The 11,188-nt window shown below is 64.8% G+C and carries 12 protein-coding genes; 4 read left to right on the top strand and 8 right to left on the bottom strand.

Translation table 11 applies throughout. The features are described from left to right. The 8 genes from JHD73_RS23790 to JHD73_RS23755 all read right to left on the bottom strand — a co-directional run. The coding region (locus tag JHD73_RS23790; protein ID WP_199032645.1) for an SDR family oxidoreductase at nucleotides 1-639 on the bottom strand (639 nt) is incomplete at its 3' end. A gap of 3 nt (nucleotides 640-642) precedes the next feature. Next, nucleotides 643-1,521: an aldose 1-epimerase gene (locus tag JHD73_RS23785; RefSeq protein ID WP_199032644.1), complete on the bottom strand. Its 879-nt coding sequence runs from the start codon at nucleotides 1,519-1,521 to the stop codon at nucleotides 643-645. After that, nucleotides 1,502-2,413, bottom strand: a complete 912-nt coding sequence (locus tag JHD73_RS23780; protein ID WP_199032643.1) for an SMP-30/gluconolactonase/LRE family protein — start codon at nucleotides 2,411-2,413, stop codon at nucleotides 1,502-1,504. Before JHD73_RS23780 ends, JHD73_RS23785 begins: the two co-directional genes overlap by 20 nt. Further along, on the bottom strand, nucleotides 2,410-3,420 hold the full coding sequence (araH, locus tag JHD73_RS23775; RefSeq protein ID WP_199032642.1) for an L-arabinose ABC transporter permease AraH: 1,011 nt from the start codon (nucleotides 3,418-3,420) through the stop codon (nucleotides 2,410-2,412). The genes JHD73_RS23780 and araH overlap by 4 nt, the downstream gene beginning before the upstream one ends. Nucleotides 3,421-3,437: 17 nt before the next feature. Continuing rightward, nucleotides 3,438-4,964, bottom strand: coding sequence for an L-arabinose ABC transporter ATP-binding protein AraG (gene araG / locus JHD73_RS23770; protein ID WP_199032641.1), 1,527 nt, complete (start codon nucleotides 4,962-4,964; stop codon nucleotides 3,438-3,440). Nucleotides 4,965-5,006: 42 nt separating this feature from the next. Next, nucleotides 5,007-5,954 (bottom strand): arabinose ABC transporter substrate-binding protein, encoded by a 948-nt coding sequence (locus JHD73_RS23765; RefSeq protein WP_233177129.1) that lies wholly within the window; start codon nucleotides 5,952-5,954, stop codon nucleotides 5,007-5,009. 167 nt (nucleotides 5,955-6,121) lie between these two features. Further along, nucleotides 6,122-7,141 (bottom strand): 2-dehydro-3-deoxygalactonokinase, encoded by a 1,020-nt coding sequence (locus JHD73_RS23760; RefSeq protein WP_199032639.1) that lies wholly within the window; start codon nucleotides 7,139-7,141, stop codon nucleotides 6,122-6,124. A 41-nt stretch (nucleotides 7,142-7,182) separates the two neighbouring features. Beyond that, nucleotides 7,183-8,247 (bottom strand): porin, encoded by a 1,065-nt coding sequence (locus JHD73_RS23755; protein ID WP_199032638.1) that lies wholly within the window; start codon nucleotides 8,245-8,247, stop codon nucleotides 7,183-7,185. A gap of 175 nt (nucleotides 8,248-8,422) precedes the next feature. Between JHD73_RS23755 and gcvA the strand changes: the two genes are divergently transcribed. The 4 genes from gcvA to JHD73_RS23735 all read left to right on the top strand — a co-directional run. Next, nucleotides 8,423-9,349 (top strand): transcriptional regulator GcvA, encoded by a 927-nt coding sequence (gcvA, locus tag JHD73_RS23750; RefSeq protein WP_199032637.1) that lies wholly within the window; start codon nucleotides 8,423-8,425, stop codon nucleotides 9,347-9,349. Nucleotides 9,350-9,423: 74 nt separating this feature from the next. Beyond that, complete coding sequence (locus tag JHD73_RS23745) at nucleotides 9,424-9,846, top strand: glyoxalase/bleomycin resistance/extradiol dioxygenase family protein (protein WP_199032636.1); 423 nt, start codon at nucleotides 9,424-9,426, stop codon at nucleotides 9,844-9,846. A gap of 40 nt (nucleotides 9,847-9,886) precedes the next feature. Further along, the gene (locus JHD73_RS23740) at nucleotides 9,887-10,636 is read left to right on the top strand and encodes a 16S rRNA (uracil(1498)-N(3))-methyltransferase (RefSeq protein WP_199032635.1); all 750 of its coding nucleotides are present in this window, start codon (nucleotides 9,887-9,889) and stop codon (nucleotides 10,634-10,636) included. Between the two features lie 83 nt (nucleotides 10,637-10,719). Further along, a partial coding sequence (locus JHD73_RS23735; RefSeq protein WP_199032634.1) for a YidB family protein occupies nucleotides 10,720-11,188 on the top strand: 469 nt, incomplete at its 3' end.

Here is an 11,188-nt window from a genome sequence, read left to right as displayed (position 1 = left end):
GGCTTCAGGATCGGGGGCGGCGGCAAAGCCGGCCTCGGCAATCGGCGTGAGGATCAGCCCCGGCGAGATCGAATTCACCCGGATACCGCGCGCCGCATATTCGATGCCCAGCGCACGCGTGAGCCCGATCAGCCCGTGCTTGGCCACCGGATACGGAAACGCGCCCGGAATGATCTTGTGCCCGTGCACCGAGGCGATGTTGACGATGCTGCCCGCCCCGCGCGCCAGCATGTGCGGCAGCACGGCGCGCGCGCAATGCCATGCGCCCTCCAGATCGACCGACAGGCAGCGCGCCCAGTCGTCTTCGCTCAGCTTGAGCGGATCGGAAAACACGTTGATGCCCGCGTTGTTGACCAGCACGTCGATGCCGCCAAAGCGCTCGACGCCCGCCGCGACCATCGCATCAATCTGATCGCGGTGCCGCACATCGGCTTGCACAAGCAGGATGTTGTCGTCGTTGTCGATGGAAGAAGCAAAGGCTTCGGCGCGTTCGTCACGCACCAGCGCGTTGACGATCACGCGGGCACCGTGCTGCGCGAACAGTTTGGCGATCGCACCGCCGATGCCCTGCGTGGCGCCCGTCACCAGGGCGACCTTGCCGGCGAGGCGCGGCGGGAAAGACGTGGGAGAAGCAGTCATGCGTCAGATCGTAGTGACGGTGAATTGGTAGCCGCGCTGCAAGCTCTGGCCGGTACCGAGAATGGTCAGGCCGTGGTCTTGCGGCAGCCCCGGCAGGTTGTGTGCGTTGATGGTGTGATCGACGGGTTCAAAGCAAAAGAAGTCGTACTGGGCCGGGGTGTACAGCACATAGCGCGAGGTGGTGGCCGTTACCCGCACCGACAGGCGGCGGCTAGGCCAGATGATGTCGGCAGCGCCGTCCCAGCCCTCGAAGCTTTGGTTGATGGTGTGACCGGGCTCCAGTTGCCGGGGCTTGCGGAAATCCGCATGCGCAGGCGGTGCCTGCAAGACGGTGGGCAGATCGTCCGGCGCGGATTGCCACATGCCGGTTGCACTCGCGTGCAGGCGCACGTCTGGCGTACGCGGGAAGAACGGGTGCACGCCCAACCCGAACGGCAGCGGCGCCCCCTCGTTGCGCACCGTCAGCGCAATCTGCAGTGTGTTGCCTGCCAACGTGTAGCGCTGCAGCGCGAGGTAGCGGAACGGCGTGCCGTGGTCGACCATGGCCGCCAGCTCGACAAACGCCTCCCCCTCGGCCACCTTGTGCCACGGCATCAGCCAGCCGTGGCCGTGCAAGGGATAGGTTTCGTCGTCGCGCGTGAGGGGCACCTCGATGGTCCGGCCCGCAAACATGAAACGCCCGCCGCCGATGCGGTTGGACCACGGCACCAGCGGGTAGCACGCCAGCGCCTTGGGCTCACGCAATGCCTCGTCAAGCTGAGCAGGCCGGAAGACCGGCACGACCTCGTTACCACGCAGCAGGTCAAAGCGCAGCAGCCCTCCGCCCGACTCGGGCAGCACGTCGGCGCGCAGTACGCCGTTCTCAAGCTGCAACATGGGCATGGCCGAAACGGGCCTCCGGTAGTCCGCGCACGTTGGGCACGGTCAGTTGAAATACCGCGCCGGCATTCACGTCTTCAGCCAAACGGCGTGCAGACAAACCCTCGCGGGCGCTGGTGACATACAGCGTGTCCAAGCCGGCGCCGCCGAATGCCAAACACGACGGCTGCGATGCCGGCACCGCAAGATGCACCAGCACGCGCCCATCCGGCGCATAGCGTGTGAGGCGATTGCCGCCCCATTCCGCATTCCACAGGCAGCCTTCGGCATCGACGGTGGAGCCATCGGGTGAGCCCTTGTGACCCACGCCGTCATCCGCGTCACGCAAGTCAGCAAAGACACGGACGTGCCCAGTCGCGCCGCTCTGGCCGTCGTAGTCGCAGGCGTGGATACGGCGGCTGTGCGTATCGCACCAATACATCGTCGTGCCCTCGGGGCTGAAGGCGATACTGTTGGCGACCGTGACGTTGGGCAAGGCCAAGCGTTGCAGCACGCCCAGCGGCGTAAAACGGTAGAAGCTGCCGGCGGGCTCCGGGCCGCCTTCGTGCATGGTGCCGAAAACGTAATTGCCGGAGCGATCCGCCCGGCCGTCGTTGACCCGGGTGCCCGCCACATCAGGCTCCACCGGAGCAAGCAACGTCAGCGTGCCGGTTCGTGTGTCAAAGCGTGCGACGTTCTTGGCGAGCCCGAGGATCAGCACGCCCGGCTCGTCCGTCAGCACAAACGAGCCCATGCGCTGCGGCAGCGGCCATTGGCGCTCCTGCCCCGTCGCCGGATCGTGCTGCCACAGCAAGGACTCCTGGATGTCGGTCCACCAGAGCACACGCAGGGCGTCGTCCCAGACGATGCCTTCGCCCAGCGTGCAGCGCAGATCGGAGAGCGTCGTGGCGTTCATCGTTCAGCCCCGCCGCGATGCTTCAACTGGTCCACCAGCACCGCCGCAAGCAGGATGCCGCCACGCACGAGGTATTGGTAGAACGCATCGATGTTCAGCAGATTCATCGCGTTCTGCACGGTGCCCATGATGAGCACGCCCACCAGCACCCCGCTGATGGTGGCGCGACCGCCCAGCAGCGAGACACCGCCCAGCACACACGCCGAGATCACGTTCAGCTCAAAGCCCTGCGCCGCATTCGGCTGGCCGCTGGTGATGCGTGCGGCCAGAATCACGCCCGCCAGCGCCGCAATCACACCCTGGATCAGGAAGATGACGATGCGCGTCATGTTGACGTTCACACCCGCCAGCCGTGCCGCTTCCGGGTTACCGCCGATGGCCAGCGTATTGCGCCCGTACACCGTCTTGTTGAGCAGCACGCCAAAGACGACAAAGCACAGCGCGGCCACCCACACCGGCGTCGGCACACCCAGGATGATGGTGTTGCCCAGATCGAAGAACGCCATCTCCGACACCCCCACCGCCTGCCCATGCGAGGCGATGAAGGCGAGGCCGCGCACGATCTCCATCGTGGCCAGCGTGGTGATCAACGCATTGATCTTCAGCTTGGCGATCACGAAACCGTTCACGCCGCCGATCACCGCGCCCGCCACCAGGCTCACGCCGATACCCAGCGCAATGCTGCCGGTGGCGTTGATGATCATCGCGCAGAGCACACCGGCAAACGCCACGGTGGAACCGATCGACAGATCAAAGTCGCGCGAGGCCAGGCAGAACATCATGGTGCAGGCCACCATGCCGATCTGCGAGACGGAGAGCGCAAGGCCCACCATGTTCTGCCACGAAAAGAAGTACTCGACCGAGAACGAGAGCGCGGCAAAGAGGATGGCGAAGATCAGCGGGAGGCTGAAGTCGTCCAGCAGGCGGAGCAGGCGCGTTTTGTTCATGGCGGTACGAGCCGATGCAGCCAAGGCATCAGCATGTTGCAAAGGTTGAGACTGGGACATCTTGGACTCCGGGGTTCTCAGGCAGCCAGCGGTGCCGTCGGTAGCGGCGCAGATTCAGGACGCAGGGCGAGCTTGAGCACGGCCTGTTCGTTGGCCTGCTCGCGCGGCAGTTCTCCGGCGATGCGGCCTTCGCTCATCACCAGCACGCGGTCGGCCACGCCAAGAATCTCCGGCAGTTCGCTGGAGATCATCAGCACGGCGACACCACGTTCGGCCAGCTCGTACAGCACTTGATAGATCTCGTTCTTGGCACCCACGTCGATGCCACGCGTGGGCTCGTCGATGATCAGGACGCGCATGTCGTCTTCCGCCAGCCAGCGCGCCAGGATGGCCTTCTGCTGGTTGCCGCCGGACAGCAGGCGAATCGGCTGCTCGCGGTTGGGCGTCTTGATGCGCAGGCGGGCGATGTAGTGGTCTGCTGTCTTCGCTTCCTGTTTGTCGTTGACGAACAGGCCAAAGCGCCGCTGGTGGCGCCGGCAACTGATGTTGATGTTCTCCGACACCGAGCGGCAGCCGATGATGCCCTCTTCCTTGCGGTCTTCCGGGCACAGCACGATGCCCTGGCGGATGGCGTCGGCCACATCGCGGATGCGGATCGGTGCGCCGTCCAGCGCGATCGTTCCTGCTGTCTTGCGGTCGGCACCGTAAATCAACCGCGCCAACTCCGAGCGCCCCGCGCCCACCAGTCCGAACAGCCCGACGATCTCACCACGTCGCACGGACAGGCTGGCCGGTTCCGCCAGCTTCGGGCCCATCAGCCCCTCCACCTGCAGGCGTACCTGACCCAGCGTGCGCGGGCGGTAATCAAAGATGTCATCGATCTGGCGGCCAACCATCTGCGCGACCAGCTCATCGCGCGTCACCTGCGCCATCGACGGGAAATCCGCCACCTTGCGGCCGTCGCGGAAGATCGTGCAGCCGTCGCACAGCTCGAAGATTTCGTCCAGCCGGTGTGAGATGTAGATCAGCGCCCGGCCCTGCGCGCGCAAGTCCTTCACCAGCCGGAAGAGGATGTCGGTTTCGCGGATCGACAGCGAACTCGTCGGTTCATCCAACGCAATCACGCGCGCATCACGCAGGATCGCCTTGCAGATCTCCACCATCTGGCGCTGGCCAATCGACAGGTGCTTCAGCTTGGCGCGCGGGTCCAGATCAACGCCGATGCGGCCGAGTTGCTCGCGCGTCCACGCCATCGCCTCGCGCTGACGAATGAACCCGCCGCTGGCCGGCAGGTGGCCGAGCAGCAGGTTGTCCATCACCGTCAGCTCGGGCACCGTCTGAAGTTCCTGGTGGATGACGGCAATACCGGCATCGAGCGCGGCCCGCGTGGTCGGGAATGCAGTCGGCTTGCCCTCGACGACGATCTGCCCGCCATCGGGCTGGTAGTCGCCGCCGAGGATCTTCAACAGCGTCGACTTGCCCGCGCCGTTCTCGCCCAGCAAGCCATGCACGCGGCCGCATTCGATGCCGAATGACACATCGGACAGCGCCCGCACGCCCGGAAACACCTTGCTGATGCCACGAAACTCAAGAAACGCCGACATGGCCGGTCTCCTTCCTCATCTCGATGCGCGTCATCGGCAAGATCACAGGCCCATCTCTTGGCGGACGGCCTTCTCGTTGTCGCGCGTCATCAGGCGGCCGCTGGTCAGGATGAGCGGGTCTGGCGCCTTGTTGTTTTTGATCCAGTCGTACATGTTCAGCGAGGTCTCATAGCCGTGACGCTTCGGGCTGATGAGCACGGTGCCGAAGAAGCCGGTCTTCTCGGGCTTGGCGAATTCGTTCATCGCCGACTGGCTGCCGCCGATGCCCACACCGATGATGTCGGCCGGCTTCACACCATGGCCTTCGGCCGCACGCACGGCGCCGAGCACCGCCTCGTCATTCAGGCCGAACGCAATCCAGTGCTTGAACTTCGGGTTCTTGGTGAGCGTGATGTTGGCGGCGTTGAAGGCGGCTTCGGTGTCCGTCTTGGCCTGCGGGCTGGTCAGCACGTTGGCGGCCGGGAACCCCGCCTTGGTGAGCGCAGCCACCGCGCCGTCGGTACGCTCCTTGGCGGTCGGCAGTTGGTCGTATGCAATGCGGATGGCGCCAACTTCCGACGGGTTCCAGCCGCGCTTCTTCATCTCCTGCGCAATGGCGTCGCCCACCTGCTCGCCGATCTTCGTGGCAGAGATGCCCATGTGCGGGACCGATTCGATGGGCTTGCCGGCACCGTCCACCAGACGGTCATCCACCGTCATCAGCTTCAGGTTGTTCTGTTTGGCCTTGGCCACCACCGCCGGCCCGAGCTTCACATCCGGCACGCAGATCACGAAACCCTGCGCGTGCTGCGCACCCAGGTTGTCGATGGCGGTCAGCACCTCGCCACCGCTGGGCACGCCAATCTTCACCAGCTTGAAGCCCTTCTCCTTGGCGGCCTGGTCAGCGAATTTCCATTCGTCCTGGAACCAGGGCTCTTCCGGCTGCTTGACCAGAAAGCCAATCTTCACCTCCTCCGCTGCGTGAGCAAAAGCAGAGATGCCGCCAGCCATGGCAAACAGCGTGGCAGCCGCAATGGCCTTGAAGGTAATGCGTCGTTGTTGGTTCATCTTGTCTCCTTTCGGTGCCGTCTTGGCGGCCCCTGTTTTGCTGTGGATAACCACTGTGGACAACTACTGTGGATAACCGTTGTGGATAAATCGGCTTGGCCGCGCCAGCGCTAGGCTTGCGCCACCTTCAACGTCTTCACCAGACCCCGCTCGCGTGCGATCGCAATCGCGCCGCTGCCGGCCAGGTGTTCCTGCTGTTCACTGCTAGTGACTGTCACCTTGCCCGAGAAGAAATCGTCGTCAGACACCAGCACGGCCAGCGCTTCGCGCAGCAGCGGCTTGCCAGTGATGACGAACTGCGTGCCCGGGTTCATGCGGATCGCGCTGCTGTTCTTGAGCGTGAGCAGATCCGCGCCCAGCACCGCGCCCAGCAGGAAGTTGGCCCGCGCATTGCGCTCGTAGATCGTGAACTGACCCAGCGTGCGCACCATGAAGCAGGCACGCCCCAGGCCGATGCTGCTGGCGCTGCGCGCGCCGGCCAGCAACATCTCCGGATCGACCTCGCTGGCGAAGTCCGAATCCAGCGCATCGGCCAGGATGGTGTTGTGCGTAATCACGTGCAGCAACTCCCCTGCCAGCGTCGTCACGCAGCCGGTGATGCGCTGGTCGGCATCCAGATGCACGAACTTCGAGTGCGAGCCCGGCAGCACGATCACCGCCGGTTCGGTGATGGAGAGGCGCGATACCAGGCCCATCGTCTCGACCTCCTCGCCGCGCATCATGTCCATCGACTCGATGTTGTGCAGGCCGAGGTTGTCCACCGGATTGCGTACGCCTGGCACAAACCAGATCGGCTGGGCGCACACCTCGGGAATGCTCGCCTGCACCATGCCGGCAGCCAGATCGCGCAGACCGGCCGGCGCCACCAGGTGCGGCACTTCATGCAGACCGACGTTGGAAGTGATCATGCCGGACGCCAGCACGAGGTCGACCTGGTTGATGACGAGGCCAGCCTTCTGCAGCGCGGCGTCGACGGTGTCCTGCACACCGCGCTGCAGCGTCGTCTTGTTGCCGGTGATGGCGGTGTCGCGCACCCCGACCTGGCGTGCGGCCTGACAGAGTGCAACGTCATCACGCCAGACCGTGACGCGCGTGTTGGTGGTACCGGTATCGATGGTGAGGATGTTCATGCGTGGCATTGCTTGGGTGTTACGAAGGACATGGCCCAGGGTCAGAACGAGTGGACGACACCCGTATAGGCACCCAGTTGGTTCTTACCCGGCGCCGGGTTGTTGTTGGTCGCCTCCACCGAGAAATTGGCGGTGGCGCTGTTCTGCACGGTGCCGACGCTGGCGTACAGCATCGTGCGCTTGGAGAGGTTGTAGTTCGCACCCAGCATGAACAGGTTGGCGTTGCCGCCGCCGTTGTTCACGCTGATGCGGTAGGCGGCACCAATCAGCGTCAGCGCCGGTGTGAGCTCGTAGTTCACGCCCAGCCAGTAGTGATTGGCCTTGGTGGGCGCGCCAACCGGGGCATCCGGCGCAGAGAGGTTTTCGTACACAGCAAACAGCTTCGCCTTGCCGATGGTGTACGTGCCGCCGACCGTCGCTTCCTTCGAGAAATTGAAGAGGTCGCTGAACTTGCCATTCGGGTCGCGGATGACGTCATAGATCGCGCGCACCTCCACCGGCCCTGCCGTGTAGACGGCAGAAACGCCATCCCGGCGGCTGTTGGTGAACGAGCCCGGCTGTTCGCCCAGCCCGGTCTGCAGGCCAATCTGGAAGCCACCCCAGGTCGGGCTTTGATATTCGACGACGTTGTTGGCGCCAGGCCAGTTACGCCCACGCACCAGCGTAGCCGAGCCGATGAACTGCTGGCCGGTCGGGTCCAGATACCAGACGTCGTTGCTGATGAACAGGTTCTTGCCCACGGTCAGCGTGCCGTAGGTCGAGTTTGACAGGCCGACGTAGGAACGGCGGTTGAAGAGCGCATCGCCGTTGGTCTTACCTTGGGCCGCGCCAAAGCCGGACTCCAGGCGGAAGACGGCCTGCGTGCCACCGCCCAGATCCTCCTTGCCCATGAACCCGAACATGCTGGTCCCCCACTGATTGTCCGCAGCGCGCCAAAGGCTGCCGCCAGGCGAAGTCGCAGTGGGGGCAACGTTGTTCTGGTAGTCGATGCCGCTGGCGACACGGCCATATAGCGTGACGCTGGTTTGCGCGAGGGCTGGGGCAGTCCAGCCCGCCAGCGCAAACCCGCACGCCAGCATCCCGCGAACAACGGTGGTTCGATTCATGACGTCTCCTGTGATGTTTTTGTTGTGGGGTCCGGCTGGTTCGCGTGATTGAGATCGCTTGTGCAAACCGAGTCGTAGCTCGCGCCGTCCCCAGGCGCATTTGTAGTCGCCCGGGCCTTAACGTGGCAAACTACAAATTCTTCGCGAGACGTTAAATTTTTCTTAACGAGAACGCATGGCACGGCGCCTTCCTCCCCTCAATGCATTGCGCGTCTTTGAAGTCGCGGGCCGCAACCTGAGCTTCAGCCGGGCCGCCGACGAGCTGTGCGTGACCAATGCCGCGGTCAGCCACCAGATCAAGCAGCTCGAAGATCATCTGGGTAAAAAGCTGTTCATCCGCCGCAACAACCAGCTCGCGCTGACCGATGCCGGCGACAACTACCTGCCCCGCGTGCGGGACGCCCTGCGCGCGATCGAGCAAGCCACCGACCTGCTGATGGACACCGCCGACGCCCCGCTGCGCGTGGCGGTGCCGCCAACCTTCGGCGCCAAGTGGTTGGTGCCGCGGCTGTATCGCTTCTTCAACCAGCATCCGCACGTGCGCGTCGAGGTCTCCACCGCCGACGTGCAGGATCACGGCCAGTTCGACCTCTGCATCGACGACCGCCAGGTCAACGCGCCCAATCTGCGCGTCGAGTGGTTCACCTCCACCGACTTCTTCCCCGTGTGCAACGCCGCGCTGCAGACGGCGATCCGCATGCCGCAGGACCTGGCCGCACACACGCTGCTGCACGAGCGCGGCGGGCGCCATCTCGCGCATCACCCGACGTGGCAGCAATGGCTTGCTGAAGTGGGCGTGCGCCAGATCGATGCCTCGCGCGGGCCGGCCTTCTCTGAAGCGCTGATGGCACTGCAGGCCGCCATTGACGGCCAAGGCGTAGCGCTCGGCCAGGGCATCCTCGTCGAATACGACATCGCGGCCGGACGCCTCGTGCGGCCGCTGGCGACGGAGGCATCGTTACGCCTGTCGTACTACCTGATCCATCCGCACGAAGCGGTGGAGCACCCGGGCTTCGCGCTCTTCCGGCAATGGCTTGCGGATGAAGTCGCACGCAGCGGCGGCCGCGCGCGCAACCAGCAGATGCCGGGCGAGGTGTTTTGATTTCTTTTGATTGTGGCGTTACAGGCGCTCTACACTAGTCGCCCGGACTGCGATTCCTCCGAAGAGAGCACGCCATGAGCTTTCCCCGTCCCGCCAATACACCGTGGCTCGTCCCGTACCTGACCGTGCATGATGCGTCGGCCGCGATCGCTTTCTATCGCAATGCCTTTGGGTTCGACGTGCAGGATGAAGTGCACGATCATGGCCGCCCCATCCACGTGGAGATGACCTATCAGGGCCAACTCACGCTGATGTTTGCCCCTGAAGGTGCATTCGGCTCCACCGCCAAAGCCCCGGCTGCCGCCGGCTTCGAATGCCCGCAGAGTTTCCACCTGTACTGCGAAGACGTCGACGCCGTCTTCCAGCGTGCGCTGGACCAGGGCGCCACATCCGTCATGGCACCGCACGACGCCTTCTGGGGCGAACGCTATGCCGCCGTGCGGGACCCCGATGGCTACCGCTGGGGTCTGGCCTGCCGCCCAGCCAACGAAGGCTGACGGCTTCGCCTGACCTGACTCACCACAAGGATTGCTTCAAATGGGGCTTCCCCGCTTTTACGTCGACACCCCGCTCGCCCCGCACACCACCGTCACCTTGTCTGACGCCGTCACGCGCCACATCCACGTGCTGCGTCTGGCCATCGGTGACGAGATCTGCCTGTTCGATGGCTCCGGCCACGAATTCCGCGCGCGGCTCGATGCCATCAACAAACGCGATGCGACTGCCAGCCTGGCCGATGCCACGCGGCCCGATACCGAAGCGCGCTACGCCGTCACGCTCGCGCAGGGCATTGCCGGCGGCGACAAGATGGACTGGCTGATCGAGAAAGCGGTCGAACTGGGCGTGCACGCCATCGCCCCATTGCAGACCGAGCGCGGTGTGGTGCGCCTCTCCGGCGAGCGTGCCACCAAGCGCGTGCAGCACTGGCAAGCCCTCGTGCAGGCCGCCTGCGAACAATGCGGCCGCGCGCGGGTGCCAGCCGTCGCGCCCGTCGCCACGCTGCGCGAGTGGCTGGCGACGGCCAAGTCGACCGAGACACCGCGCGTTTTGCTGTCGCCGCGCGGCACACAATCGCTCACGCAATGGGCCGTGCAATCGCGCGAGCACATCGAGAACGCTGGCGTCGAATTGCTGATCGGCCCGGAAGGCGGACTCTCGCCCGACGAGGAAGCGCTGGCCGAAAGTGCGGGTTTCTTACCGCTGACACTCGGGCGACGTATTCTGAGAACGGAGTCGGCGGCGCTGGTTGCAATGTCCGCGCTGCACGCCGTGCTCGGCGAGTTCTGAATGTTGACGACTAAAGATTGACCGTTTGATCCCACCCGGCGGGCCCAATCCTCTTTCCCGCCATCAATCAAAGGAGCTTCATCATGGGTCTACTCGATTCGATCCTCGGCGGCGGTGACGCCAGCGGCGGCCAATCGTCCTTGCTGGGTAACAAGAAGGTGCTGCTGGCCGTGGGCGTATTGGCCTACCTGGCAATGAAGCGTGGCAGCAACGCACAAGGTGCCGGCGATGCGGCGCCGCAGGCGGATCAAGGCGGCGGGCTGCTCGGCTCACTGGGCGGCTTGGGCAGCCTGCTGGGTGCGGCTGGCGGCGCAGGTGCGCTCGGCAGCTTGCTGGGTGGAGCAGGTGGCGCCGGTGGCCTTGGCGGCCTGCTCGGCGGCTTGCTTGGTGGCGGCAATACGGATCACGCCGCCGCAGTCGACGCAGCAGCACCGGCCGGCCTCGGCCCGCTGCAGCAGATCCTGGAGCAAGCCGGCCTGGGCGAACAGGTCAAATCGTGGATCGGCAACGGCCAGAACCTGCCCGTCTCCGGCGAGCAGATCACGCAAGCAC

It is taken from the genome of Ralstonia sp. ASV6, assembly GCF_016429285.1.
Lineage (GTDB): Bacteria > Pseudomonadota > Gammaproteobacteria > Burkholderiales > Burkholderiaceae > Ralstonia > Ralstonia flaminis.
Note: the sequence above shows the minus strand (reverse complement) of the source record. Positions and strands in the feature narration are given on the sequence as shown.

What these genes read in the sequence shown, in the direction of transcription:
- JHD73_RS23755 (WP_199032638.1), bottom strand. Translation starts at nt 8,247, where the DNA reads ATGAATCGAACCACCGTTGTTCGCGGGATGCTGGCGTGCGGGTTTGCG.
- gcvA (WP_199032637.1), top strand. Translation starts at nt 8,423, where the DNA reads ATGGCACGGCGCCTTCCTCCCCTCAATGCATTGCGCGTCTTTGAAGTC.
- JHD73_RS23740 (WP_199032635.1), top strand. Translation starts at nt 9,887, where the DNA reads ATGGGGCTTCCCCGCTTTTACGTCGACACCCCGCTCGCCCCGCACACC.
- JHD73_RS23745 (WP_199032636.1), top strand. Translation starts at nt 9,424, where the DNA reads ATGAGCTTTCCCCGTCCCGCCAATACACCGTGGCTCGTCCCGTACCTG.
- JHD73_RS23765 (WP_233177129.1), bottom strand. Translation starts at nt 5,954, where the DNA reads ATGGCTGGCGGCATCTCTGCTTTTGCTCACGCAGCGGAGGAGGTGAAG.
- JHD73_RS23785 (WP_199032644.1), bottom strand. Translation starts at nt 1,521, where the DNA reads ATGCCCATGTTGCAGCTTGAGAACGGCGTACTGCGCGCCGACGTGCTG.
- araG (WP_199032641.1), bottom strand. Translation starts at nt 4,964, where the DNA reads ATGTCGGCGTTTCTTGAGTTTCGTGGCATCAGCAAGGTGTTTCCGGGC.
- JHD73_RS23760 (WP_199032639.1), bottom strand. Translation starts at nt 7,141, where the DNA reads ATGAACATCCTCACCATCGATACCGGTACCACCAACACGCGCGTCACG.
- araH (WP_199032642.1), bottom strand. Translation starts at nt 3,420, where the DNA reads ATGTCCCAGTCTCAACCTTTGCAACATGCTGATGCCTTGGCTGCATCG.
- JHD73_RS23780 (WP_199032643.1), bottom strand. Translation starts at nt 2,413, where the DNA reads ATGAACGCCACGACGCTCTCCGATCTGCGCTGCACGCTGGGCGAAGGC.